This window comes from Maridesulfovibrio sp., assembly GCF_963678865.1.
In the GTDB taxonomy this organism is placed as follows: domain Bacteria; phylum Desulfobacterota; class Desulfovibrionia; order Desulfovibrionales; family Desulfovibrionaceae; genus Maridesulfovibrio.
The window spans coordinates 1,936,480-1,962,808 of sequence record NZ_OY787459.1; the positions used below are offsets into that span (position 1 = coordinate 1,936,480).

The following is a 26,329-nucleotide window of genomic DNA, read 5'->3' on the forward strand; positions in this document are numbered from 1 at the left end:
GAAGACTTAAATGAAAATAGGAGTCTTTGTCTGCCATTGCGGGACAAACATCGAAGGTACCGTGGACACTGCTGCCGTTGCCGCAGCTGCACGGGAATTCCCCGGTGTTGTTTTCGCAACAGATACAATGTACGCCTGCTCCGAACCCGGACAGGACGAGATCATAGAAGCCATCAAGGAACACAAACTCGACGGTGTGGTCGTAGCATCCTGCACACCCAGAATGCACGAACCCACCTTCCGCAAAACCCTCGAAAGAGCCGGACTGAACCGCTACCTCTTCGAGATGGCCAACATCAGGGAACACGTTTCCTGGATCGGCCGTGACCGCGAAGCCAACACCAACAAGGCAACTGACCTTGTACGCATGGCTGCAGCCAAACTGCTTAACGACAAACCCCTTAATGCCAAATTCTTTGACATGAACAAACGGGTTATGATTGTGGGCGGAGGTGTTGCCGGTATTCAGGCAGCTCTCGACTGCGCTGACGGCGGACTCGAAGTTATCCTTGTTGAAAAAACATCATCCATCGGCGGCAAAATGGCCAAACTGGATAAGACTTTCCCCACAGTGGACTGCTCCAGTTGTATCCTCGGCCCCCGCATGGTTGACGTTGCCCAGCATCCCAACATCACCCTTTACGCCTGCAGTGAAATTGAAGAAGTAAACGGATATGTCGGTAACTTCTCCGTCAAGGTCAAAAGAAAAGCCACTTACGTTGATTGGGACAAATGCACCGGTTGCGGTATCTGCATGGAAAAATGCCCCAGCAAAAAGGCCGATAACCCCTTTGACGAAGAACTGGGTAAAACCACCGCAATCAACATCCCCTTTCCGCAGGCTATCCCCAAGAAAGCGGTTATTGATCCCAACTTCTGCATGAAGATCAAACGTGATAAATGCGGCGTCTGCGCCAAGGTCTGCCCTTCTGAAGCCATCGTTTACGATCAGGTGGATGAATTCGTAGTCGAAGAAGTGGGCGCAGTTGTTGCAGCCACCGGTTTCGACCTCGTGGACTGGACCGTATACGGCGAATACGGCGGAGGTCAGTACCCCGACGTAATCACCTCCCTGCAGTACGAGCGCATGCTCTCAGCTTCCGGCCCCACCGAAGGTCACATCAAGCGTCCTTCCGACGGAAAGGAACCCAAGAACGTGGTCTTCATCCAGTGCGTAGGTTCCCGTGATAAATCCATCGGGCGTCCCTACTGCTCAGGATTCTGCTGCATGTACACCGCAAAGCAGGCCATTCTGACCAAGGACCACTGCCCTGATTCACAGTCCTACGTATTCTATATGGACATCCGTTCACCGGGTAAAATGTTCGACGAATTCACCCGCAGGGCGCAGGAAGAATACGAAGCAAGGTACATCCGCGGCCGCGTATCCATGGTTTACCCCAAAGGCGACAAACTTGTTGTCCGCGGTGCCGACACCCTCATGGGTGAACAGGTCGAAGTAGACGCGGATCTCGTAGTCCTCGCCGTCGGTGCTGAAGCTGCGCACGGAGCTTCCGATCTGGCCAAGAAACTGCGTATATCCTACGATGCCTACGGTTTCTTCATGGAAGGACACCCCAAACTCAAGCCAGTTGAAACCAACACCGCCGGTGTTTTCCTCGCCGGTTCATGTCAGGGTCCCAAAGACATTCCTTCCTCTGTTGCACAAGGTAGTGCTGCAGCGGCAAAGGTTCTGGCCATGTTCTCCAAGGACCAGCTGGAAAGTGACCCCGCGGTTTCTGTAGTTGATATCAAACGCTGCATCGGTTGCGGCAAATGCATCAGCACATGCCCCTTCGGAGCTATCAAAGAAGTAGACTTCCGCGGGCAGCCCAAAGCTGAGGTGATTGAAACAATTTGTCAGGGCTGCGGTATCTGCACATCAACCTGTCCTCAGGGTGCAATCCAGCTCCAGCACTTCACTGACAATCAGATTCTTGCGGAGGTTAACGCAGTATGCCGGTTCTAGAAGGTAAAGAACTCAGAATCGTCGGTTTTCTCTGCAACTGGTGCTCCTACGGTGGTGCTGATACTGCAGGTGTAGGAAGATTCACCCAGCCGACAGACCTGAGAATCATCAAGGTTCCCTGTTCAGGCAGGATTGATCCTCTGTTTATTGTGAAAACACTCATGTCCGGCGCGGACGGAGTGCTCGTGTCCGGTTGTCACCCAAATGACTGCCACTATGCCGAAGGTAACTTCTATGCCCGCCGCAGGCTGGAAATGCTCAAAAGGTTCATCCCCATGCTGGGAATCGAACCTGAGCGTTTCGACTACACCTGGGTTTCCGCATCAGAAGGCCAACGCTGGCAGGAAGTTGTGACCAAGTTCACCGAACAGATTCACAAACTCGGCCCGGCCCGCAAAATCGAAGGCCCGGATGCTGAGGAGACACTCAAATTGATGGAAGCCTCCCTCTAACCGGGACTTTTCCATCCAAGGAGAAACAGAGTGAAAAATCTGGAAGATCTTAAAAAGCAAATCAAGGACGGACTGTCTGAGCTTGATGTGGTCATCGGCTGGACAGACAGTTTCGATCCTCTGCATGCCACTCCGCACTTCATGCGCAGTGAAGCAGATGTAGATAAATTAAAAGTGGACGCACTCTGCGTTCACAACCTTGCCACCTACCTGCCTTCCCTGAAAGGCAAAAAGGTCGGTATCGTGGTCAAAGGCTGCGACAGCCGTTCCGTTGTAGAACTGCTGCAGGAAAACCTCATCAAACGCGAAGATGTGACTATCTTCGGTTTCGGTTGCAACGGTGTTGTAGACCAGACCAAAATCCGCCGCGCTGCAGGTGAGGTAGGACAGGTTGAAGCCTGCGAAGTGAATGACACGGAAGTGAAACTGACAGTAGCAGGCAAAGAACTCAAGCTGTCCATGGCAGATGTACTCGCTGACAAATGCCAGACCTGCCGCTATCCCAACGCAGTGCTCTCCGACCAGTTTGTAGGTGAAGAGATCAAAGCAACCGCTTCTTTTGAAGACGGCTACAAAGACCTCGAAGAATTCGAAGCCAAGTCCACCGAAGAAAAATTCGCGTTCTGGCTTGGCGAGATGGACCGCTGCATCCGCTGCTACGCCTGCCGCAACGCATGTCCCATGTGTGTCTGCCGCGACCATTGCGTAGCCCAGTCCCGCGATCCGCACTGGCTGAGCCAGGAAGCTCACGTCCGTGACAAATGGATGTTTCAGGTCATCCATGCCTACCACCTCACCGGTCGCTGCACCGAGTGCGGTGAATGCCAGCGGGCCTGCCCGGTAGACATTCCCATCCTGCTCTTCAAGAAGAAGTTCAACAAGGAAATCAAGGAAGTCTTCAACTATGAAGCCGGTCTTGATCCTGAGGCAACCCCTCCGCTTCAGACCTTCAAAATTGATGAACCGACAATCAAGGAGAAGGAGTGGTAGCCATGGCAAAATTCATCAAATCCGACAAGGTATCGGCATGGCTGGAAGAACTGGGGCAGAAACACGAAGTTCTCGCTCCCAGGAACGAAGGCGATTCCATTGTCTTCAAACCCTACGACTCCAAGAAAGGATTCAACATCGAGCGTGAAGCAACGGCCCCTCCCAAAAAGGCCTGCTTCCCCCAGAGTGAAACTCTGGTTGAATTCAGCCATATCAAAGATCTTGAGAATCCCGAGAAAGTTGCTCTTGATGTGAAGGAAACCATTCCCGATTCATCATGGGTTGTTTTCGGCAGCCGTCCCTGTGACGCCCGCGGATTCACCATGTTCGACCGTGTTTACCTGAACGGTAAACACGTGGACGTATATTACAAAGCCCGCAGGGAAAACACCTTCTTCATCACCCTTGCGTGTGAAAAAGGCGAAAATACCTGCTTCTGTAACTGGGTAAACTCCGGTCCGTCCGATCCTACCGGTTCCGACGTGCTCATGGTCCCCGTGGACGGCGGCTACTTCCTTGAAGCAGTCAGTGATCGCGGAGAAACACTGCTTTCCAGCTCCCTGCTGGAAGACGGCGGTTCCAAACAGGCAGAAGCTGACAAGTTCCGCACTGACGCCGAACAGTCCATGAGCGAAGCACAGGACCTTTCCAAGGCTCCGGCTAAGCTTCTCGAAGCATTCGACGACATGGACTTCTGGGAAGCACAGTCTGCCAAATGCCTGAGCTGCGGCGCATGCACCTATCTCTGCCCCACCTGCTACTGCTTCAACATCACTGACGAGTCCGACGGAATCAAAGGTGAACGCATCAGAAGCTGGGACAACTGCATGTCAAACCAGTTCACACTTGAAGCCAGCGGACATAACCCCCGTCCCACAAAGGCCCACCGCCTTAGAAACAGGGTCGGGCACAAGTTCAGCTACTACCCTGACCTGCATGACGGAGTTATCTCCTGCTGCGGTTGCGGACGCTGTATCAAGAGCTGCCCCGTAGGGGTGGATATCCGTGAAATCGTCCTGAACGCTATTGCATACGAAGCAAAGGAGAAGGCAAATGACTAGCAATCCTTATCTTCCTGCAATGGCCACCATTCAGGAGGTCATTCAGGAAACTCCCAATATCATGACCTTCCGGGTGACACTCAACAATCCGGAAACAAAAAAGAACTTCACCTTTGAGCCAGGTCAGGTAGGGCAGCTGTCCGCCTTCGGTATCGGTGAATCCACTTTCGTAATCAACTCCTCCCCCACCCGCATGGATTACCTGCAGTTCAGTGTAATGCGTACCGGGGAAGTAACTGAAAAGCTGCACACTCTGAGTGCAGGTGACCAGATCGGCGTACGCGCACCACTGGGCAACCATTTCCCTTACGAAGCCATGAAGGGCAAAGATATTGTCTTTGTCGGCGGTGGTATCGGTATGGCTCCCCTGCGCACCCTGCTCTACTACATGCTGGATAACCGCAAAGATTACGGCAAAATCACCCTGCTTTACGGCGCCAGAAGCCCCGTAGACATGGCGTACCAGTATGAACTGCCCGAATGGCTTGAACGCGACGACCTCGACACCCATCTGACCATTGATGCGGAATACGAGGGCTGGGAGCACAACGTGGGCCTGATCCCCAACGTGCTGCTGGACATCAAACCACCGTCCAAGAATGCATTCGCTGTCACCTGCGGTCCGCCGATCATGATCAAATTCACCGTGCAGGCTCTTGCCAAGCTCGGCTTCAAGGATGACCAGATCATCACCACCCTTGAAAAACGCATGAAATGCGGCATCGGCATCTGCGGTCGCTGCAACATCGGCACCAGCTACGTATGTCAGGACGGTCCTGTTTACACATACGAACAACTCAAGCAGCTGCCTAACGAAATGTAATCCTCCCGGTCCGTGCGGACTGGAACCAAATTACAAAAATAAACCCCGCTCTTGTTATAAAGGCGGGGTTTTATATTGGGTTTATCTTTACAGGAAAGGTTCTTTCTTAGTACTATGGCACCATGAAAATTCTTCTTGTTGATGACGAAAAAATAAATACTCTATCAGCTTCGCGGTTGCTCGAAAAGCAGGGTCACTCTGTAACGACTGCCTGCAACGGGCTTGAAGCGCTTGATAAGCTGCATGAATCCGAATTCGACTGCATTCTTATGGATATCCAGATGCCGGAAATGGATGGCTATGAAGCCATCAGCAGAATCCGCGATGAATTCGTTTTCGGTGAAAAATCCAAAACGCCCATAATAGCCATGACCGGGCACTGCTACTCTGAATCATTCGATCAATTCAAACAGGCCGGTATAAAATATTATGTGTGCAAGCCCTTCGATTTTAATACTCTACTGAGCGTGATTGAAGAGGCCACCAGTTAGCCCCTATACTTCCATTGAATATATAAACCTTATACACCACACACAAATAAACATTGTGCTGCATAAGAAAACCTCCCTTTTGTCGAATGCAATTCGACATAAAGGGAGGCTGTGTTGATACCCGTATGAAGCTCACCTTCTCTATTTTTTTAAAAACAAAGAATTCTTCCTAAGGTCAATGGATTCTTCAGGACACACAGACTTACAGGAACCGCAGTTGGTACAGTTGTGCTCAGCAGGACGTGTTTCCAAATCACAATGACGGTCACATTTACCGCAATTGGTACAACTTTCATCCATACTGTAACCAAAGAACGCAATTTTACGAAACGGCTCAAGCAACGCCCCGGTAGGGCAGACAAAACGGCACCAGAAATGGGGGATAAGCAATCCTAAAGCCAAAAACGCGACCACCAAAGCAGTTCTGGTTAACCACAAACCCGAAGCATGTTCAAAGGTAAGAGCTGTTGATTTAATGAATTCACCTGTGCGAATGGGGACTGCCCATCTCGGATTATTCATACCCCAAAGCATATACATGGAGAGCACCAGCACGCCGTACCTGAAGTATGACAACCTTTTCTCCAGAGCTCCCTTTATCCGGACCTTAAGACAGGCAAAACGTCCCAACAGTTCAGAAAGCATCCCTCCCGGGCATGCGTGTGAGCAGAATGATTTTCCGAAAATCAAGGCAGAAAACAGTATTCCGAGCCAAGCGGTCAACCAAATTTTGCGACCGGGACATTGTATTACGGGACAATTTTCGCAACTCACATATGGGACAGCAAAAGGACAACGAAAAATTCCGTAGTATGAAAAAATTCCAAGAAAATAGAGTCCCCCAGCTTGGATGAGTCTTCGTACCCATTGAATATTAGCCATCGTTCACTCCGTATTTTTTTGCCAGCCTGCGCCCTTCTTCAGACAAGGCAGGAATGAATCCGGCTCGCTCAAAACAGGCCTGTCCTGTTTCAGAACAAATAAATTCTACAAACTTTTCAGCAACACGCTTATCCTTGGCCCACTTCATGACTCCGATAGTAAATGGAATCGGAGGGGCCGGGAAAAACTCTTCCGGAATATCAAAAATTTCAAAGGCATCCTTATACCGAGGGAGTCTGGTTATACGCAGTTCTACAACTGACGCATCACATTTTCCGGCAGCAACGTCTGCAACATCATGCTGAACACATGAGCCCATCCTAATCGCATTGGCAGTTGCTTCATTCAGGACTCCACTCTTCTTAAGCAGTCCCGTCACCGCAGCTCCGCCCGGAGGGGAGGAATCAGGTGAAAACATGGTTTTAACCCCTGAACGCTTAAGATCCTCAATAGACCTGATTCCGGCCGGATTCCCCTTAGGGGTAATCAGTACATATTTGGTGAAACAGAGCGGCCTGTAGGACAACATCTTTCCCTGTTCCTTTAGTTTCTTCGCCAGATTCAAAACCCGAGGAGCAAACACTTCCGTCTGAGCACTGCCTAGCAAAGATTTCCCCAAAGCTCCTGCAAATGCGCCGGTGTAGGCAATCGGAACACCATTTTGTTTTTCCCAAGCTTCGTTAGCGGGGATAAATGCTTCCGCCAAGCCACCACAGGACCAGACCTCAAGTGAACGGACTCCGTCCTCCTTGGATGACGCACCGGCTGCTCCAGGAACCGCCAGCGTTGCCAAAGCGGCACTTCCTTTTAAAAATGTCCGTCGGTTAATACCACCATTCTTATCCTGCAAATGACACCTCCTTACCGGGAATACCTTTGGCATCAGCACTGTACTGCTTACATTTGGTAAATACAGGCAAATGGCCGGAACAGACTTCCCGCAAATTTTTCATATAGTTGATATCCGGTTTTAGAGAAGAACGGAGTTCTCCCCTCGGCAATAAAGGAACAGGATTGATTATAGCTACACCGAAGCTTGCGGCCTGTTCCGCAATAGCCTCAGCCTGCGCTCCATTGATATGGGGGACAAAGACCATATTAATCTTAACGGTAATACCGATAATGGAATCATCACCCCATTCCGTAAGAAAATTCTCAGCCTCTGTTACTGTTTCATCCACGGAAAGAATTTCACTGGTTGAGCCCGGACCGGCCTGGAGTCCGGGAACGGCATCAAAAACACGCCGACTATAGGCGCACTGAATATTACAAAGCGGTGCAATGGGAATATGAATACGAGCAACTTTACCGTGGGCTTCTTCATTCACGCAGGGATGGAAAGGGAGACACGCTTCTTTGGATGATTCCAATTCAGAAAAAGACATATGGGCAAGGTCCTCAGGATATTAATTACAAACAACTACAGAGTAGTGCTCTTCCTGATATCCCAGACAAAACAATTATGTCCAAACCTTAATACTAATAACTAAAACAATTTCTCATAGATAAACACAATATCATACCTTAAGCGAATAGATTTATCTTTGAATGCTATTCACAAAATAAACCGCGGTACCACTAATCAATACTACAGTTTTTTAAAACGCTAACATCTATTCTTTAAAATACGTATCAATATACATCTTAAGCGAGCTACTACATATATCTCTTGTGATACAATTGAAAATTTACCAGCTTCGCACTCTTCTTATTACAAAAAGACAACATCATACAAACTGAGCCGCGGCAAAACCAGACGACCAGGCCCATTGCAGATTGTATCCGCCAAGCCATCCGGTCACATCCAGTACCTCTCCGATAAAATAGAGACCGGGAACCTTCTTGGCTTCCATTGTCTTAGACGAGATTTCAGCTGTATCGACGCCCCCCGCAACAACCTCGGCCTTGGCAAGCCCCTCTGTTCCCTGCGGTTTAACCATCCATGAGTGGATGCGCTCCGCAAGAGCAGACCTGCGTTCCTTGGTCAATTGACTGACCGGAGTTTCTCCGTCCTGTCCTTCAAGCAACAGGCCGACCATCTTGCGGGTAAAATAACGAGCCAGAAAATTCCGAAGAGCAACATTTTCGGCGCGGCTTGCCTCAAGCAGCTCTGAAATATCATGGGCAGGCAACAAATTGATGATCAATGCCGATCCGCGCCGCCAGTAATTGGAAATCTGCAGCACTGCCGGACCGGAAATACCTTTGTGGGTAAAAAGCATATCCCCCGCAAAAACACGCTTCTCACAACTGATTTCCACAGGGAGGGCATTGCCGCTGAGTTCCTTGCAGAACTTCCCATCCCGACCGCCAACGGTAAAGGGAACCAGAGAAGGACGAACCGGAAGTACTTTCAGGCCGTACTGTTCCGCAAGCTTGTACCCAAAAGCTGAAGCTCCCACCTGAGGCCATGCCGGGGACCCCAGAGCCACAACTAAAGACCCGGCCTCAAAAACCTGCGATCCGCTGCGCACGGCAAATGGGCCTTCACCGCTAACCTCTTCAATCTGCCGATCCAGCAAAATTTCCACACCGGCTCGGTGGCATTTGGAAACCAGCAGCCCGGCAATCAACCCGGCACCTTCAATGGTGAACAGCTGTCCATCTTCGCGCTCTTCATATTCAATCCCGGCCTCGGCAACAAAGGAAATAAAATCCCACTGGTTGTGACGCGCTAACGCTGATTTTACGAAGTGCTGATTTCTGGAAATATAATTGTCAGCAGCAACATCCATATTGGTGAAGTTACACTTACCGCCCCCGGCAACACGGATCTTGCGCCCAGCCTTACCTGAATGGTCCAGCACCAGAACCCTGCGTCCGCGCGCGGCAGCATGCATGGCACAATAAAGCCCGGACGCGCCAGCGCCGAGGATGATTACATCATAATTTGTAGAGGTATTGCTCACTTACTGCCCACACTCCTCAAACTGCTTCAACTCAAACTCCCCTTTGCCGGGGATGGAGGCCGTAACTTTCAAAGTCCCGCCCATGGCGCGGATTATCTGGCAGAGCGTACTAATCTGCATGTCGCTCTGGCGCTCCTGCTTGGACACAGATGCCTGCGTAACCTTGAGAATTTCCGCAAGATCGGTCTGAGATATTCCGAGCTTCTTACGCAACTGTTGCAGGGTTACTTCCAAGATTAGCTCATCGGTGCGAGTCTGAATCTTCTCCTGCCGCTCCTTGGGCATTTCATTTACGATATCTTTAAGAGTTCTTGCCATGTTAACTATCCCCCTGCTCTTTTAGATGCTGTTCAAATCTTTTATCCGCAATAGGGATCATTCGTTTATAAAATTTCTTATCATTGGCTTTGCTGCCGCCCACCAAAACAATAGCCCGCCTTAATGGATCAAAAGCAAAGAAATAACGATGAGGCTGTTTGTCAAAACTGAACCGCAGCTCTTTCATATTGCTGAACTTCGATTCCTTAATGCTATCTACTTGAGGCCGCCCGAGTGAAGGTCCAAACTTACTCAAAACATTTAGTTGTGCGATTAATTCGTCTTGCAATTTTTCTCCGAAGCTCAAAAATTCGTCTTCAAACTCATCGCATAAAATTATTTCCCATTCCATGTCTTGAATATAACCTACAATGAATAATTGTCAAACGGCTATCAATCCATCCTCCCTCCTCCAAACTCAACACTTGCCCATCCCCGCAAAGACGGGTATTGAGGGGCCGCAACACGTGCATTATCTTTATGGATAACAAAGACGAAAGACTCACCTTTCACGCTACAGCACCCCGGATAAATTAACTTTTTCATGCAACCAGCGTTGTATGTGCGGGATGTTTGCGGCGTGGACAGGAATTTATATTTTTTTTGAGGAGAATTTATTATGGCTCTCAGTATCGGTATCGTGGGACTGCCCAACGTCGGTAAATCCACACTTTTCAATGCCCTGACCAAAGCCCAGAACGCGGAAAGCGCCAACTACGCTTTCTGTACCATCGAACCTAACAAAGCAGTTGTTCCTGTTCCTGACGAACGCATCGACAAACTGGCCGAACTGGTCAATCCCCAGCGCGTACAGCAGTCCACAGTGGACTTCATCGACATCGCGGGCCTTGTTGCAGGAGCAAGTAAAGGTGAAGGACTCGGCAACAAATTTCTGGGCAACATCCGCGAGACTCAGGCTATTCTCCACGTTGTGCGCTGCTTTGACAACGACGACGTAATCCACGTTGCCAACTCCGTTGATCCCCTGCGCGACATCGAAATCATCGAGACCGAGCTGATTCTCGCCGATGTGCAGGCACTCGATACCCGCATTGAGGGCATGAAGAAAAAAATCAAGGGTGACAAAACCCTCGGCCCCAAAATCGCCGAAGCGGAGAAGCTCCTTGAACACCTCAACGAAGGCAATCCCGTAGGCACCTACGGTGAACTGGATACCGATAACATGGTCGAAATGCTCCGCGACCTGCGCCTGATCACTGCCAAGAACGTAATCTACTGCGCCAACGTGGACGAAGAAGGTCTTACCGAAGACAATGACTACGTGAAAAAAGTTAAGGCCCTCGCCGAAGAACGCGGAGCTGAATTCGTAAAGATTTCCGCCAAAATGGAAGAGGAACTGGTCGGCCTTGACGAAGAAGAATACAACGAATTTCTCGAATCTTACGGTGTAACCGAATCCGGGCTGGCCAAAATCATCCGTACAGGTTTCCACACTCTGGGCATGATCAGCTACTTCACCGCCGGGGTAAAAGAAGTCCGCGCATGGACCATTCATGACGGCGACAAGGCTCCCCGCGCGGCAGCAGCCATTCACACCGACTTTGAACGCGGCTTCATCCGCGCCGAGGTTATCGGTTACGAAGACTACATCGCCAACGGTTCAGAAGCTGCCTGCCGTGCAGCCGGTGTGTTACGCTCCGAAGGAAAGGAATACATTGTAAAAGATGGTGATGTTATTCACTTTCTGTTCAATGTTTAAAGCCTCCGGCGGCTCAACGGACGGTCCCACCGGGGGCCGGAGAATCCTTTAAAAAAATTTCCGGACTCTTCCAAATTTTTTTATCAGGGCTTCGCCGCTTCATTTTAAAAATACGGCAAACAAAAGCCCCCGCAATATCTTCCGGATATTGCGGGGGCTTTTCATCTCTTATTATCCTACCTTTTCTTCAGCACAATCACCCCGAAAACAATCAGAAAACATCCGGCCCATTGTTCTACGGTCATGTATTCGCCGAGCACCGGGATAGCCACCAGCGCGGTCATCATGGGCTCGGTGGTAAGCAGGACGTTGACCACGGACGGAGACAAGTGGGTCAGGCTGGAATTAATCAGGCTCCATCCTGTCATGGACGGCCCGATGGCTAGGGTCAGTATGCAGGCCCAGCCTTTCCAATCCACCCCGGGCATAAAGATATCCGCAGGCTTGGGGGCTGCCCCCGGAATTGTTCCATGAGCCAGTAGATTCATAACCAGCATATAGACAGCGGCAATTCCGAAGACATGCATCAGCACACATAACGGATGGATATTCCGCTGGGCGCACTCCCTCCCGAACAGGCCATATGCAGAATAAAAAACACCGGACAAAACCCCTGTAAACATTCCCATGGGAGTCAGGGTAAAATCCGAAAAACCGTGCAGTCCGCAAACCATGGCACAGCCCGTAAGACAGAATACAATGGAAGGCACAATACGAAGTGTGGGCCTGTCGCCACCCAGCCCCCATTGAGCCATAACTGTCAACGGGACTGAAATATACACTAGAACGGTTGAAACACCCGCCCCGTTAAAATAGACTGACCAGCCCCATATTCCATTCAAACCGGTCAGGACTGCACCATAAAAAGACAGCAACCCCAGATTTTCACGTTCGAACCTGAGCAGTTTAGGCTTGAAAATCTTCAACCCGGCCATAAGCATGATGCAGACAAAAAGGTTGCGCCAAAAAGTGACCACCAATATCGGCTGCCCGTAATCAACCACCATGATTTTTATGAAAATACCCACCAGGGAAATCAACGCAGATCCGCCGAGAACCTGTGCGATTCCAAGACTTGTGGACGATTTAAGATTAATCATTCTATTTTCCTTTAATGAAATCACGCCCCATAGGACATGGGGTCAGGCACAATATTTCATCGCCCTGAAGATGCAAAGAGAAATTTGACGTAATCATGGGCAGGCGGCTAGATACAATTATTGAAAACAAAACAGATACAGTGAGGTTTCATACATATGCCCAAGGTCCTGCCGCGAATCATAACCGCCCTGCTGTTTTTCCTGCTCGGCGGATTCATCCTGTTCATGCTCAACCAGATCGCAGGACTGGCCCAGCTCTGCGCTGTATATTTTCCAGAATCGCGCGACTACGTGCTCTTCGGGGTGAGCGGATTGTTCCTCGCCATATGTCTCAGTCCGTTGGTTGTTTATCTTTTCCGCCCCGGCCCGCTGGTCATGCCTGCCGACCCCACCCCGGCACAGCAGCGGGAATTCATCCGCAAGCTGCGCAAAAGACTGCGCGGCAACAGATATATTCGCGAGGCAGCGCTCCCTCTCTCCAGCAATGAAGATCTGGACATCGCGCTTGAGCACCTTGACCGCATTTCAACGCAAAAAATGAAAACCGTGGCCTCAAGGATTTTCCTGTCCACGGCAATCTCCCAGAACGGGCAACTGGATTCATTCATTGTACTCGGCACCCTGACCAAGCTGGTCTGGGATGTTTCAAAAATTTACAACCAGCGCCCTTCCATACGTGATATGATAGCGGTATATGCCAATGTTGCAGGTACGGCTTTTTTTGCCAGCGCAGTGGAAGAACTGGATATTCAGGCCCAGATAGAAGCGATAATGTCCCCGGTTCTGGCCGGATCGGCTCTAGGCATGATTCCCGGAGCGAGCGGAGTCACCTCTATTGTCACTGCTTCCATTCTGGACGGTTCCACTAATGCCTTTCTTGCGCTCAGGGTCGGCATAATCACCCGCGGACATTTTAATTTCCATGCGGAAAAAAATTCTCCGGGCTACCGCCGGGCAGTTCTGCGCGAAGCAGCAGGCATGCTCCTTTCCATAGCCATGGGCTCCACCAAAACCATCACCGGAGCCTACCTCAAAACAATAACCGGAGCTGCCGGGGAAAAGGCCGCCAGCGCTGCCAAAAAAGTAGTCGATTCAACCGATAAAGCTTTTCAGGCCACTACCAAAGCTGCCAGATACTCAGCTGAACAGGTCGGCAAGGTGGCCCGCTTCGCAACTTTCAGGAATGAAAAACAACAAGAACCGGAGCCGGAAACTATGAAAGAAAAAGCTAAGAAACGTCTGGGTCGGTTTAATAATATTTTTAAACGCAATAAATAATGCATTCGGGCAGTCTACCGACTACCACAAACACTCCACAACGCTAATGGACCAAGTGCATTCTGCAAAAATATTATTTGTTTTCAACATCATACTTTATTACAAACCATAGCACTTACTCAAACTCTGCCGGAGGAAGAACAGTGCAGATAGCAATTATCCCGGCCCGTGGCGGCAGCAAACGAATCCCAAAAAAATCAATCCGCCCATTTCTGGGAAAACCACTTATTGCCTATACCATTGAAGCCGCTGTCAAAAGCGGATTCTTTGATCATATTCTGGTCAGTACGGACAGTGAAGAATTCGCAGATATTGCCCGTGAGTACGGAGCTGAAGTTCCTTTCATGCGCCCTGCGGAACTGGCGGACGATTTCACCCCCACCCAACCGGTTATTAACCATGCTATCAACTGGGTACGGGAAAACTGGGGCGAGCCGGAACGCTACTGCCAGTTCTTCGCCAATCCATTTGTAACTGCCGAAAACATTCGCGGCGGCTATGAGATGCTTCGTGAGCACCGGGCCAATTGCGTACTGGGCGTAGCAGAATTCCCATATCCTATCCTGCGCTCCTTTAAAAAAAATGAACAGGGCGGGGTTGAATATGCTTTTCCGGAATATGCACCATGCAGGTCACAGGACCTCCCGGTCTTTTTCCATGATGCAGCCCAATTTTACTGGACGGAACTGACTGATGTCCCCAAAGACCGCAAAAAAGGCTTAAGCCTGCCTTACTTCCTACCCCGCTATATGGTGGTGGATATCGATACTGAAGAAGACTGGCATATTGCTGAACGATTATATCAGGCGTTCATGTGTGATGAAAAATAGCGGACCGATCCTTTTTCTCTGCGAGGCCGGACCCCAGACCGGATTTGGTCATGCGGGACGCTGCCTTGCTGTAGCCTCAGCCCTGCAGGAAAAATTCGGCTGCGAATCCGTTTTCGGCTTCCGGGGTAGTTCTGAAGCCGAAGCGACAATAAGGGCTGCCGGGTTCAAAACCATTCCTGTTACCGAATTCAACGAGAGAAACTTCGGCAATGAAACGGCGGTAGTCCTCGACCTGCGTATTGATCTTTCCTTCTCCTTTTTCCAGCGCGCTAAAAAGGCAGGCAAGCTGCTGGCAACGATTGACGACCCGACTCCGAACAGATTGCATTGCGATATGGCATTCTATCCTCCCGTACCGCAATTTCACGAACTGGACTGGACGGGATTCAGCGGCGAAATCCATCGCGGTTGGGATTTTGTTCCACTGCGTAAGGAATTCCGGCTTGCCCGAACAACAAAAAATACAAACTATCCGCCCAGAATTTTAATAACCATGGGCGGCAGCGACCCCCACGACATAACGTCAAGAATCCTACGCGCCCTGAAGTCCGTCTCCGGAGAATGGCAGGCCGAAGTTGTAATCGGACCCATGTTCAATAATCTGGACAAAATCAACCAGATAACGGTAGAGCACGGAAAGCGTATAAAATTATTGTATGATATAAAGGACATGTCCGTACCCATGCAACGCTGTGACGCAGCCATTGCATCGTTTGGCATGACCGCTTACGAACTGGCGGCCTGCGGGGTTCCGCAGATGCTGCTTTGCTTAAGTGAAGACCATGCCCTCTCGGCATCGGCATTGCAGGCATGCGGAGCAGCTGTTTCACTGGGAAAATTTGACCGCATCAGTGACCGGGAACTGGCTGCTGAATTGCAAAATTTTATTTCATCCGAAGATTTGCGAACGACCATGGCTGCAAAAGCTGCCGGACTGAATATCGGGCAGGGAGCCATAAACATCGCCACCCGGATTGTGGAAGCCGTTTAACAAAGCTTGGAGCAAGTTTTGAGTGAGAGAAAATGCTGGATAGACCACAGCGGTATCGTGCTGGACTCAGTTGACGGATTCGATGTGATTCAATGTGAAAGCTGCGGCTTCAAACACATCATCCCCATACCGGATGAAGATGAACTGGAGCACATTTACAAGCATGAATACCATGTAACAGACAAACCGCTCATGCTTCAGCACCAGTTGGAAGATCAGGACTGGCACGCTGCCACCAATACGGCCCGGCTGGAAACCATTGAAAAATTACTGGGACGCAAGGGATCCATTCTGGACGTAGGCTCAGGCAACGGTTTTTTCCTGAAGCAGGCCGTTGAGCGGGGCTGGCTGGCCAAGGGAGTTGAACCGGCTGACAAGGCGGTAGAATACTGCCGATCCATCGGCCTTGATGTTGTTCATTCTGTTTTTGATCAGGAATGCGCTGAGACCATAGGTAAATTTGATGTTGTATATCTATGGGAAGTTCTGGAACACCTGCCTAATCCTGCGGGATTACTTAACCTCTGCCGACAGGTGCTGAATCGCGGAGGGCTGGTTGTCGTCGGTGTTCCCAACGATTACAACAAACTGCAAAAGATAATGGTTGAAGACATGGACGAGAAGCCTTGGTGGGTGACTCCCCCGCATCACATAAATTTTTTCAACCGCAATTCCCTCGAACTTTTGCTGCGCCGACTGGATTTTGAACCGCTGCATCATGAAATTACTTTTCCGATGGAGCTTTTTCTGCTCATGGGCAAAAATTACAGACAAAATCCGGAACTTGGCCGCGAATGCCACGCCATGCGCAAGGAACTGGAACTGAACCTGACCCGCACGGACAACCGCGATGTGCTGGACAAGCTTTACAACAGTTTATCCGAAGCCGGATTCGGTCGTCATACAGTGATCATGGCAGGAAAAAAGGATTAAACTTACATGCCAAGACTTAAAAATAAAATCGCGCTGGTCACCGGCGGTGGGCGTGGTATAGGAAAGGCCATCAGCAAAAAACTGGCCGCAGAAGGCGCAGAAATAATATTCACCTGGGTCAATGACCGCACAAGCGCAGAACAGACTGCAGCAAAAATTTCAAAAGAAGGCGGCAAAGTACGCATCCTGCATCTTGAGGTGAGTAATGCGGACTCCGTGGATGCAGTTGCAGGCGACATCAGTGAAAACGAAGGTAGGCTGGATATTCTGGTCAACAATGCCGGGATCAATGCTCCGCAGGACTTCGACAAAATCACCCCGGAGGAATGGGACCGCATCCTATCAGTGAACCTCAAGGGACCTTTCCTTTGCACCCAGCGCTGCCTTGGGCTGCTCAAAAAAAGCAGGGCCGCCAGTGTGATCAATATCGGCTCAGTCAGCGGCCAGTACGGTGGACCGCGCACCGCCCATTACGCCGCCAGTAAAGCCGGACTGATCTCCATGACTCAGGTGGCTGCGCGTTTCGGCGCGGAGTGGAATATCCGCTGCAACACCGTCGCCGCAGGGCTGGTAATATCCGATATGGCCGATGCCGGACTTCAAAACCCGGCAGTCCGGAAAGCGGCGGAAAACGTGCTCCTGAAACGTTTTGCCACTGCTTCGGAAATAGCGGACAGCGTGGCTTATCTCGCATCGGACGAATCTTCCTACATCACCGCCCAGACCATCAACGTCAACGGCGGACTTTATTTCTAAGGAGAATCAATGGACCAGTCCAGTTATCAGGAACTTAAGGATTTCGCCTCCGAACTACGTAAATCCATCATCACCATGAACTGCTACGCCGGTTCAGGCCATCCGGGCGGTTCCCTCTCCTGTGTGGAAATCGTCAGCTGGCTGTTCAGCAGGGAAATGAATTTCAGTCCGGCAAACATGGCTGATCCATGCAGGGACCGCTTCATTCTTTCCAAAGGCCATTCCTGCCTGACCCTGTATGCAGCATTGGCAGAGAAAGGTTTCTTCTCCAAAGAAGAATTCAAAAAGCTGCGCCACGCGGACAGCATGTTGCAGGGGCACCCGGACCGCATCAAAACCCCCGGCGTGGAATTCAACTCAGGATCACTAGGTCAGGGTTTTTCCTTTGCCTTGGGCTGTGCCCTCGGTGCCAAACGGGCCGGACGCGACAACCGCACCTATGTGCTGCTGGGCGACGGAGAACTTAACGAGGGCCAGATCTGGGAAGGCTGCATGTTCGGGGCGCATCACAAGCTCAATAATATTGCTGCGGTGGTTGATTACAATAAATTCCAGAGCGACGACCTCAATGAAAACATAACCGCGCTCGAGCCTTTAAACGACAAATTCAAGGCCTTCGGCTGGCAGGTCATTGAAATTGACGGGCACGACTTCCGAGAAATCGAAAACGCATTCTACCGGGCACGGACAACAGCAGAAAAACCGACCATGATCATCGCTCATACAATTAAGGGCAAAGGAATTTCATATATGGAAAATGTTCCCAAATGGCACGGCAGCCTCTGCCCTACCGGTGAAGAACGGGAATGCGCACTGCGTGAATGCGGGTGCGGGGAGCTTGCCTGATGGAAAATATGCGCGACGCCTTCGGCAAAGCCCTTGTGGAGCTTGCCGCTATTCGTGACGACTTCGTGGTTCTTGATGCCGACGTTGCCGGAGGGACCGGAACATATCATTTTCGAGAGGCCTGCCCGGACCGGTTTATCCAGTGCGCCATCGCCGAACAGAATATGTTTTCCGTTGCTGCCGGACTGGCGGAATCCGGGATTATCCCCATCGTAACCTGTTATGCGGTCTTTGCCTCAATGCGCGCGTTGGAGCAGGCCCGCAACTCCATCGCCTACCCGAATTTCAATGTGAAGATTGCAGCCAGCCACCTTGGACTGGATGTAGGACCGGACGGAGCCACCCATCAGGCTCTGGAAGATATTTCCATCTACCGCAGCATACCCAACATGACTGTTGTTTCTCCGGCTGACCCGGTTGAACTGCGCGCTGTATTGCCTCATCTGCTGGATAGCCACGGACCGCTATACCTGCGTACCGGACGAAGTCCCCTGCCTGATGTGTTTGATGCCGGCACCAAATTCGAACACGGCAAAGCCCAAGTACTTGCCGAAGGCGAAGACTGTACCATCATGGCTGTGGGGGTCATGGTCCACCGGGCTTTGGAAGCAGCTCGAAAACTGGCCGGAGAAGGTATATCCTGCCGGGTTCTGAATATGAGCTGGCTCAAGCCCATGGACGAGAATGCGGTAATCAGGGCCGCAAAAGAGACCGGAGCCATAGTCACCTGTGAGGACCATAACAAATACGGAGGCCTAAGCGGGGCGGTCATGGAAACAGTCTGCGAAAACCATCCGGTTCCAGTTGAACGGGTAGCTGTAAATGATGTTTTCGGAAGCTCCGGGGAACCGGAGGATCTTGCCCGAGAATACGGACTCATGCCCGAGAACATAGAAATGGCAGTGCGCCGGGTACTGAAACGGAAATAGTGGAGCACAATGGCTGAAAAAGAACGGTTGCTCATCATCGGCACTGCCCAGCAGAGCCATATACGAAAATTCCTTGCCGGCGTAGACCGCAGCAAGACAAAAGTCATGCTCCTGCTCCCGGAACGTGACCGGGGTAATTTTGCTAACGAGCAGACTGTTTTTTTCAATGGCATGTTCCATCCTCTTTTTCCGCCCCTGCTGAAAACAATACTTCACTTCAGGCCGCACGAGGCTGTCATTATCTGCGGTATGACCTACGACCATGACAATGTGGTCCGGGCGATTTCCTTTTATGCCAACTTCTATTCCCTGCGTATCCGCACCTGCATCAGGAACCAAATCTATCCGGCAGATGAAACCTTGCGTCCCAATCCCGGCATAGAAGCCTTGAAATGGACAGGATTTGCGGCGCTGGCCCTGCTGCTTAAAACTTTCTCTATTTTCAAACCTGTAAGGGTTGCAGAAATTTATTCTTCCCGGTTGGGGCATTTGGCCCTTGATTGTGAATTGTATCTTTCCGAAAAAGAACTGGGCAGGCATGATGGATTCCTGGACCTGTTCTGTTTCAAAGACGGGACAGTTGCCAACAAGACTCTTGGCACTCTTTATTCCCGTAAAATGAACATCAGCAAGTGGAACCGCTACCTGCTGGAAGCAGTTAAAATGTTCAACCTCTCGGCAAAACATGAATTGCTTTTGAATACCCGCACCATCTCCTTTGCCCGCGATTATGAATGCCTAATTCAGCAGACTGACCCCCATCTGAATTTCACTGCCGAAGAACTTGAACGGGGCAGGCAGGAATTTAAACATCTCGGCCTTGACCCTAAGCGGCCGCATGTCTGCCTGCTGGGACGGGACTCAGCTTTCCTGCGTCAGACCTTGCCGGAAAGCGACGGCGACATGCAGGAACCACGCAACATGGATATCTCCACCTTCAAAGCCGGAGCTGAAGCTCTGCTGCAACTCGGATATAACGTAATCAGAATCGGCAGCATTGTTCAGGAACCACTTAAAATAAACCACCCCAATTTCGTGGACTATGCAAGCAGCGGCAGGCAAAATGATTTTATGGACATCTACCTGCCGTCCACCTGCTTTTTCCTCGTCGGGGTACAAAGCGGCCCCATGCATGTGGCAAACCTTTTCCGCAAACCCTGCCTGCGGGTGAATACTGCCCGGCTGGAAGTAATTGAATACTGCTCCCCTGAAGATCTGGCCCTGTTCAAACTGATCCGTTCGAAATCCACAGGTCGAATTTTAAACATTTCTGAAATAATATCTGCCAAAATTAGCAAATGGCCCATAGAAAACTTTGCAGATTCCGATTTTGAGGTTATCGACAATACTGAAGATGAATTGATGGAAGCCATGCAGGAAATGCATCTACGCATGAATGGCGAGTGGCAGGCAACTAAAGAGGAACAGGAGTTGCATAAGCGGTTTCTTTCCTGTCTTGAAGTCTCGGACTATAATTCGCGTTTTGAAACGCCCATAAGTCCCTACTTCCTGCGTAAGCATGCAAGCGAACTCTTTAACTGAAGAAGGATAACTGATGGACACCCCGATTGTATTGGTACAGGCTGCATCAAGGGCATGGAGCGGAGCACCGGACTGGTGCATGAATGAAGTTGAGGACCGCCCTGTGGTCGCCCTGACCGTGGAAAGCGCACTCAATGAGTTTCCCGGTGCAGACGTTCGAATCATCGCTCCGGAATTCGACCGTGGCGGCAGGCTGGAAGAAATCCCGGAGATGTTCCCGGAACATAACATTTCTGTTTTCTACGGACACGATGAAAGTCCCCTTGAACGCATGATTGCCGCTCTTGAAGATGTGGATGAGCAAAGCCTTTTCATCCGGGTTGACGGATTACACTTCGGCTGGCTTGCAGCACACGCCCGGACCATGCTGGAACAGGCCGAAAAAAAAGGTCTGGACTGCATAAAAACCGAAGATGATTTTCCCATCCAGCTTACAGCGGATATATATAGATTGAGCGCACTTAAAAAGGTATTGGACATTCTTGAAGAAAGGTCCAATGGCGCACCTTACCGGGTCCATCCCAAATTTTTCATGTTCAATGAGCCCGAAGAGTTCAAATGCTCCCGCGTGGAGGGTCCGGCTGTTAGCGAGCAGTGGCTTAAAAAATGCCGCGAAACCGCAGAGCAGGTCTACATCGCGGGAAACATGAACGTCGGCCAGCACAAAGGTATCAGTGCCGGAGATCAGCTTACTTTCCATTATGAACTGGCTCTGGATCATATCAGCCCGGAATCAAAAGTGCTGGACTGTGCATGCGGCCCCGGATACGGAGCAAGGATGCTGGCCGAAAAAGCGCAGAAAGTTGTTGCTGCAGACCTTGATCTTGAGACCGTGCGCCAAGCCTCTTCTGGTAAATATTTTGATAACATCACCTTCCAGACCGGGGATGCAACCTCGCTCAGTTTCGAAGACGGGGCCTTCGACGCAGTGACCAGCTTCGAGACCGTGGAACACGTCAACCCGGCACCCTTCTTTAAAGAAATGCAACGTATTCTAAAGCCTGGAGGGCTGCTCATCCTGAGTACTCCCCAGAACAGCCACGGGCATATCCCGGTAAATTCCCAGCACCTGCACGAGTTTTCCCTGCAGGAAATCTGCGGACTCTGCTCAGAGCATTTTGAAATCATGCAGACCACGGGCATCAAGCAGGGACGCATTGTCTTTCCTGATGATCCCAAAGGGCAGAACACCTTCATGGTTTGCCGCAAGGCTATGTAATAAAAATGCCTCCGGCGGCCCTCCGTGAGCCAAAAAAACTTTTAACAGGGCTTCTCCATGTTTGATCGACAAGCCGTGAATGACATTCGTTTATGCGCAAGACACTGATCGTAATCGGGGCCGGGATGGAATCAATTCCGATTCTTAAAAAGGCTCAAAAAATGGGACTGCATGTGCTGGCGGTTGATGCCAATCCGCAGGCTCCAGGATTCGCTTTTGCCCATGAACCGATCATCGGCTGTGTCTATACCCCGGAGATAACGGTTGCCGCCCTGACCCTGTGGTCGAAAAAGGGCGGCAAACCGCAGGGGGTTATCTGTGCGGCGGTTGATGCTCCCGGAACTGTTGCGGCTGTAGCGGATCACTTCGGATTGAATGCAGTCAGTATGGAAACATCCCGACTGGCTACAGACAAAATAGCCATGAAAGACCGTTTCAGGAAACGAGGCATCCCCATCCCGTGGTACCGGGAAATTTTCAGTGCCGAAGAACTGACCCGGATCATCGCTGAACGGCGGGAAACAATGGTCTTAAAACCCGTAGACAGCCGGGGGGCGCGTGGAGTGCTCCGACTTGTGTACGACTCTCCCGAGATGCCCGATCCGCAGTGGGCATTTAAGTATTCCAGAAAAGAATCCCCGTCCGGACGGGTCATGGTAGAAAAACACCTCGACGGCCCACAGGTCAGCACCGAAGGCTTTGTGGTCAACGAACAGCCATTCTGCCCCGGTTTCTCTGACCGGAACTACGAATTTCTGGACCGCTTCGCACCTAATATCATTGAAAACGGTGGAGATCTGCCCTCTTTCCTGCCGCAGGACATGCAGCAGGCAGTCAAGGAACTTTCCGGGCAGGCGGCAATAGCCCTCGGCATTGAGAATTCCATGTTCAAGGGAGACATGGTGGTGCATGAAGGAAAACCGTATGTTATTGAAATGGCTGCCCGCCTTTCCGGGGGCTATTTCTGCTCCCATGAAATTCCGTGGAATACGGGAGTTGATTTCGTGGGCACAGCCATCAGGCTAGCTCTTGGGGAGACTCCCGCACCAGAGGACATGAGACCGTCCTTTCAAAAAGGTGTGGCCCAACGCTACATTTTTCCCAAGCCGGGAAAAGTAATCTCCATTGAGGGAGTAGAAAAAGCAAAGCAGATGGACGGAATCCACATGGTGGAGATCCGCACTGCTGTGGGCGAAATGATATCCCCGGCAACCAGCCATCCCGCCCGAGCAGGTGTGGTCATGGCCCGCGCTGCAACCCGCGCGGAAGCTGTGACACGGGTGAAAGCTGCTATTGACGCAATTACAATAATCACCGCCTAGTTGATATGAAAATATTTGCCATATTTCATCTCAACCTCATGTTTTCCTCCATCCCGGAAGAAAGCCGCACCGAGGTCATCAAACGCTGCTATCGGCCGCTCTTACGGCTGGCAGCAGCCGGATATCCGCTTGGCATTGAAGCCTCAGGTATCACCCTTGAGATTATCCGCGACCTTGATCCTGAATGGATTGCAAATTTCAAAGCCCTGCTCCACGAAAATAAAGCCGAATTCATCGGCAGTGGGTACGGGCAAATCATCGGTCCTTTAGTGCCTCCCTCGGTAAACCGGGCCAATCTGAATTTAGGAATGCTGGCCGGAAAGAAAATTCTGGATGCAACCCCGCAGATAGCTCTGGTTAATGAGCAGGCGTGGTCTACCGGCATGGTCGCACATTACCTTGAAGCCGGATTCAAGGCCGTCTTCATGGATTACGATAATCCGGCTCTCTACGCGAACTGGTCCGATCACATCCAGCACTTCCCTCAGCGTGCAAGGGGGACCAACGGCGAATCCATCCCCGTACTCTGGAGCCGCTCCATGGTCTTCCAGAAATTGCAGCGTTTCGCCCACGGCGAATTGGAGTTGGATGAATATCTCAATTACGTGGAAGGACTGGGTACTGCTGACGGCTGGCTGCCTATTTACGGTAATGATGCTGAAATTTTCGATTTCCGGCCCCGCCGTTACAGAAATGAAGCTGTTCAGGAAACAGAAAGTGAATGGAAACGGATTGAGCTGGTTTTCAAAACATTGCGTGAACGGGGCCATAAATTCCAGTTTCCTTCCGCTGTACTTCACGGTCTGGACCATAAATCAGGCGGTAATTATCTGGACCTGAGTTGTGCAGGCCAGCCCATCCCGGTAAAGAAACAAAGCAAGTACAATATCACCCGCTGGGCTCTTAGTGGACGTGACGACTTCCGGCTCAACTCCCTGTGTCGGGCGGTCTGCCACAAACTTGATAAGAATTTCCCTTTTTGTGCTGAAAATGAAGAAAAATGGCGAACACTCTGCTTCTGCTGGTCCAGTGACCTGCGCACGCATATCACCGGGAAACGATACGACGAGGCTCTAATCAGACTGGAGCAACTTGCTTTTGAAACCAATGCGTCAGTCCGGGAACCGGACTTTCAAGTTTTCGGGACTCAGCTCAGCGGACAAAACCGCATGCTCAAGCTGGAGACCGCCGGTGCATCAGTCATCCTGAATACCGCCAAGGGGTTGGCAATACAGGAAGCGTCGTTCCCCTCCCACGCAAACACCCCGTCATTCGGCACCCTCAGTCACGGTTATTTTAAAGATATAGACCTCGGAGCGGACTTTTTTTCAGGTCACATCATTATGGAAGGGCCGGGAATACCCAAAGACACTGATCTGGCCCGGATCACCCCGCTAATTGATGAAAACGACAAATTCATTACAATTTCCTGCTCCATCAATCTTTATCAAGGTGCGCTGGATAAAGCCGTGCGTATCCACAGGCACCGGGAACAAATCGATATTCTCTACCGCTTTGCGCTGGATTGCAGACCTCCGGGGTATTCTCGAATCGGGCATGTAACTCTGCTCACTGCAAATATGGACCCTGCCAGACTTTTCTACTCCACCTGCAACGGCGGGCAAATGGAACGTTTCCTGTTGGACGGGCAGACCTTTGACCACAGCGACAGTATTTCTTTTGCAGTCTCGGCTTCGCAAGGATTAGGCATGACAGATTCAAGCATCGTACTAGGCGGGGCGGAACGGGCCTTGAAAATCAGTCCACTTTGTCCCGAACACGGTTTTATCGGCATGGTCAAATGCAGGCAGGCAGAGCCGTCACCTTTTGTACGGGTTCTCTTTTCCCTGCAGGAGATGGATGAAACAAGCCTGCGCGGATGCAGTCCCGACCCCAAATTCAATTTCAGCACCGGATTCAGCATCACACCACATCCCGGAGAATAAATATGACCAGCAAACAAACCAGACTTTCCCTCTCCATTCTTGATACCAAACGAATTACCCCGCCGGAATGGGAGGGATACCAATCTTTCCCGACTATCACTAATGTGGATGGAGAACTGCTGGTAGGATTCAGAAGAGCGGTAAACATCAGCAACGACCTGCGCCAAGTAATGGATCACGGCATGGCCGGGGACATCTACACCACCCGCTCCAAGGACGGAGGGTATACATTTGAGCCTCCGCAGCTGATCATCAGCCACGCTCAGGAGCGCACCAATGAGCATGACGCCCTGCTCACCCATCTGGGCAACAACAAGGTACTGCTTATCTCCCGAACTCATACATCTGACCTACGCCGCAACTATTATTCCCTAAGCACTGACGGCGGCAGGAGTTTTCCTAAACGCCAGACTCTGGACCTCTACGGATACGAATGGGCTTCTTTCGGACATTTCATCCCTGCCCTTGATGATACAAACACCTTCATAGGCACATTCTACAACGGTCCCGGATGCGGAACCTTCCGCTTTAATCCAGAGAACGGTGAAACTTCCCGGCAGTCATATATCTATAAAAGTATCCCGGAATACAGGCTCAATGAAACATCAATCACCCGTCTGCCATCAGGCAGGATACTGGCCCTTATACGCCAGCAGCCATGCCTTGACGGGCTTTTCAAATCCCACTCAGATGATGACGGCAAAACATGGTCCACCCCGCAACCTATCGGACTCTATGGTGAAGCTCCTTCCATAACACTCCTGCCGGACGGACGTATCCTATGCCTTTATCGTGGGATGATCCGCAAAAATCCAAAATGCCGCGTAGCACTGAGCATATCGGAAGACAGCGGCCAAACATGGAGCCGCCCGCAAACCCTTGCATGGTATAAAGGCGGACGTTTTCACGGAGGTTATGGAGATTTAGAAGTAAACCACAGGGGACAGATTGTGGCGGTTTACTATATTTCCAGAAAACAGGAGGCACCTGTAGTGGAACGGATGATGTTGGAATTGGAATAG

General features: G+C 50.8%; 26 protein-coding genes and 1 pseudogene. 19 read left to right on the forward strand and 8 right to left on the reverse strand.

Going from position 1 to position 26,329, the window contains the following annotated elements; all coding sequences use genetic code 11:
* Positions 1-10: 10 nt before the first annotated feature.
* The 6 genes from ACKU41_RS08955 (at position 11) to ACKU41_RS08980 (ending at position 5,786) form a co-directional block, all read left to right on the forward strand.
* Positions 11-1,969 carry a CoB--CoM heterodisulfide reductase iron-sulfur subunit A family protein gene (locus tag ACKU41_RS08955; protein ID WP_321405095.1) on the forward strand — a complete coding sequence of 653 codons (1,959 nt, stop codon included), beginning with the start codon at positions 11-13 and terminating at the stop codon, positions 1,967-1,969.
* Positions 1,957-2,421, forward strand: a complete 465-nt coding sequence (locus ACKU41_RS08960) for a hydrogenase iron-sulfur subunit (protein WP_319776784.1) — start codon at positions 1,957-1,959, stop codon at positions 2,419-2,421. Before ACKU41_RS08955 ends, ACKU41_RS08960 begins: the two co-directional genes overlap by 13 nt.
* 30 nt (positions 2,422-2,451) lie before the next feature.
* Positions 2,452-3,411, forward strand: a complete 960-nt coding sequence (locus ACKU41_RS08965; RefSeq protein WP_321405096.1) for a 4Fe-4S dicluster domain-containing protein — start codon at positions 2,452-2,454, stop codon at positions 3,409-3,411.
* 2 nt (positions 3,412-3,413) lie between these two features.
* Complete coding sequence (locus ACKU41_RS08970) at positions 3,414-4,472, forward strand: 4Fe-4S dicluster domain-containing protein (RefSeq protein WP_321405097.1); 1,059 nt, start codon at positions 3,414-3,416, stop codon at positions 4,470-4,472.
* Entirely contained in the window at positions 4,465-5,295 is an 831-nt protein-coding gene (locus tag ACKU41_RS08975) for an FAD/NAD(P)-binding protein (protein ID WP_319776787.1), read from the forward strand. The genes ACKU41_RS08970 and ACKU41_RS08975 overlap by 8 nt, the downstream gene beginning before the upstream one ends.
* Before the next feature lie 122 nt (positions 5,296-5,417).
* Entirely contained in the window at positions 5,418-5,786 is a 369-nt protein-coding gene (locus tag ACKU41_RS08980; protein ID WP_321405098.1) for a response regulator, read from the forward strand.
* A 141-nt stretch (positions 5,787-5,927) separates the two neighbouring features.
* Here ACKU41_RS08980 and ACKU41_RS08985 read toward each other — a convergent pair whose 3' ends face one another.
* The 7 genes and pseudogenes from ACKU41_RS08985 to ACKU41_RS09015 form a co-directional block, all read right to left on the reverse strand.
* A complete protein-coding gene (locus ACKU41_RS08985; protein ID WP_321405099.1) occupies positions 5,928-6,431 on the reverse strand; it encodes a 4Fe-4S binding protein in 504 nt (167 codons plus the stop codon).
* Positions 6,432-6,452: 21 nt separating this feature from the next.
* Positions 6,453-6,668 (reverse strand): annotated as a pseudogene (locus tag ACKU41_RS08990) (4Fe-4S ferredoxin); the annotation flags it as partial.
* Positions 6,661-7,518, reverse strand: a complete 858-nt coding sequence (locus ACKU41_RS08995; protein WP_321405100.1) for a substrate-binding domain-containing protein — start codon at positions 7,516-7,518, stop codon at positions 6,661-6,663. The gene ACKU41_RS08995 and the pseudogene ACKU41_RS08990, both read right to left, overlap by 8 nt.
* A complete protein-coding gene (locus ACKU41_RS09000) occupies positions 7,508-8,053 on the reverse strand; it encodes a hypothetical protein (protein ID WP_321405101.1) in 546 nt (181 codons plus the stop codon). Before ACKU41_RS09000 ends, ACKU41_RS08995 begins: the two co-directional genes overlap by 11 nt.
* A 342-nt stretch (positions 8,054-8,395) precedes the next feature.
* Entirely contained in the window at positions 8,396-9,577 is a 1,182-nt protein-coding gene (locus ACKU41_RS09005) for an NAD(P)/FAD-dependent oxidoreductase (RefSeq protein WP_319776794.1), read from the reverse strand.
* A complete protein-coding gene (locus ACKU41_RS09010) occupies positions 9,578-9,895 on the reverse strand; it encodes an XRE family transcriptional regulator (protein WP_319776795.1) in 318 nt (105 codons plus the stop codon).
* A 1-nt stretch (position 9,896) separates the two neighbouring features.
* On the reverse strand, positions 9,897-10,247 hold the full coding sequence (locus ACKU41_RS09015; RefSeq protein ID WP_319776798.1) for a type II toxin-antitoxin system RelE/ParE family toxin: 351 nt from the start codon (positions 10,245-10,247) through the stop codon (positions 9,897-9,899).
* A gap of 267 nt (positions 10,248-10,514) precedes the next feature.
* On the opposite strand from ACKU41_RS09015, the gene ychF reads away from it, so the two are divergent.
* The gene (ychF, locus tag ACKU41_RS09020; protein WP_319776799.1) at positions 10,515-11,615 is read left to right on the forward strand and encodes a redox-regulated ATPase YchF; all 1,101 of its coding nucleotides are present in this window, start codon (positions 10,515-10,517) and stop codon (positions 11,613-11,615) included.
* 176 nt (positions 11,616-11,791) lie between these two features.
* Here ychF and ACKU41_RS09025 read toward each other — a convergent pair whose 3' ends face one another.
* Entirely contained in the window at positions 11,792-12,715 is a 924-nt protein-coding gene (locus ACKU41_RS09025) for a DMT family transporter (RefSeq protein ID WP_321405102.1), read from the reverse strand.
* Between the two features lie 156 nt (positions 12,716-12,871).
* Between ACKU41_RS09025 and ACKU41_RS09030 the strand changes: the two genes are divergently transcribed.
* The 12 genes from ACKU41_RS09030 to ACKU41_RS09085 all read left to right on the forward strand — a co-directional run bounded on the left by ACKU41_RS09030 (position 12,872) and on the right by ACKU41_RS09085 (position 26,329).
* Positions 12,872-13,993, forward strand: coding sequence for a hypothetical protein (locus ACKU41_RS09030; protein WP_321405103.1), 1,122 nt, complete (start codon positions 12,872-12,874; stop codon positions 13,991-13,993).
* Positions 13,994-14,136: 143 nt separating this feature from the next.
* Positions 14,137-14,823 (forward strand): pseudaminic acid cytidylyltransferase, encoded by a 687-nt coding sequence (pseF, locus tag ACKU41_RS09035; RefSeq protein ID WP_319776804.1) that lies wholly within the window; start codon positions 14,137-14,139, stop codon positions 14,821-14,823.
* Positions 14,813-15,814 (forward strand): acylneuraminate cytidylyltransferase, encoded by a 1,002-nt coding sequence (locus ACKU41_RS09040; protein ID WP_321405104.1) that lies wholly within the window; start codon positions 14,813-14,815, stop codon positions 15,812-15,814. Before pseF ends, ACKU41_RS09040 begins: the two co-directional genes overlap by 11 nt.
* Before the next feature lie 18 nt (positions 15,815-15,832).
* Positions 15,833-16,747, forward strand: coding sequence for a class I SAM-dependent methyltransferase (locus ACKU41_RS09045; protein ID WP_321405105.1), 915 nt, complete (start codon positions 15,833-15,835; stop codon positions 16,745-16,747).
* Positions 16,748-16,753: 6 nt separating this feature from the next.
* The gene (locus ACKU41_RS09050) at positions 16,754-17,503 is read left to right on the forward strand and encodes a 3-oxoacyl-ACP reductase family protein (protein WP_321405106.1); all 750 of its coding nucleotides are present in this window, start codon (positions 16,754-16,756) and stop codon (positions 17,501-17,503) included.
* Positions 17,504-17,512: 9 nt separating this feature from the next.
* Positions 17,513-18,349, forward strand: a complete 837-nt coding sequence (locus ACKU41_RS09055; RefSeq protein WP_321405107.1) for a transketolase — start codon at positions 17,513-17,515, stop codon at positions 18,347-18,349.
* A complete protein-coding gene (locus ACKU41_RS09060) occupies positions 18,349-19,278 on the forward strand; it encodes a transketolase family protein (protein WP_321405108.1) in 930 nt (309 codons plus the stop codon). The genes ACKU41_RS09055 and ACKU41_RS09060 overlap by 1 nt, the downstream gene beginning before the upstream one ends.
* 9 nt (positions 19,279-19,287) lie before the next feature.
* The gene (locus ACKU41_RS09065; protein ID WP_321405109.1) at positions 19,288-20,820 is read left to right on the forward strand and encodes a TIGR04372 family glycosyltransferase; all 1,533 of its coding nucleotides are present in this window, start codon (positions 19,288-19,290) and stop codon (positions 20,818-20,820) included.
* A 13-nt stretch (positions 20,821-20,833) separates the two neighbouring features.
* On the forward strand, positions 20,834-22,039 hold the full coding sequence (locus tag ACKU41_RS09070) for a methyltransferase domain-containing protein (protein WP_321405110.1): 1,206 nt from the start codon (positions 20,834-20,836) through the stop codon (positions 22,037-22,039).
* 92 nt (positions 22,040-22,131) lie between these two features.
* A complete protein-coding gene (locus tag ACKU41_RS09075; protein ID WP_321405111.1) occupies positions 22,132-23,361 on the forward strand; it encodes an ATP-grasp domain-containing protein in 1,230 nt (409 codons plus the stop codon).
* Positions 23,362-23,366: 5 nt separating this feature from the next.
* The gene (locus ACKU41_RS09080; RefSeq protein ID WP_321405112.1) at positions 23,367-25,307 is read left to right on the forward strand and encodes a glycoside hydrolase; all 1,941 of its coding nucleotides are present in this window, start codon (positions 23,367-23,369) and stop codon (positions 25,305-25,307) included.
* A gap of 2 nt (positions 25,308-25,309) precedes the next feature.
* Entirely contained in the window at positions 25,310-26,329 is a 1,020-nt protein-coding gene (locus tag ACKU41_RS09085) for a sialidase family protein (RefSeq protein WP_321405113.1), read from the forward strand.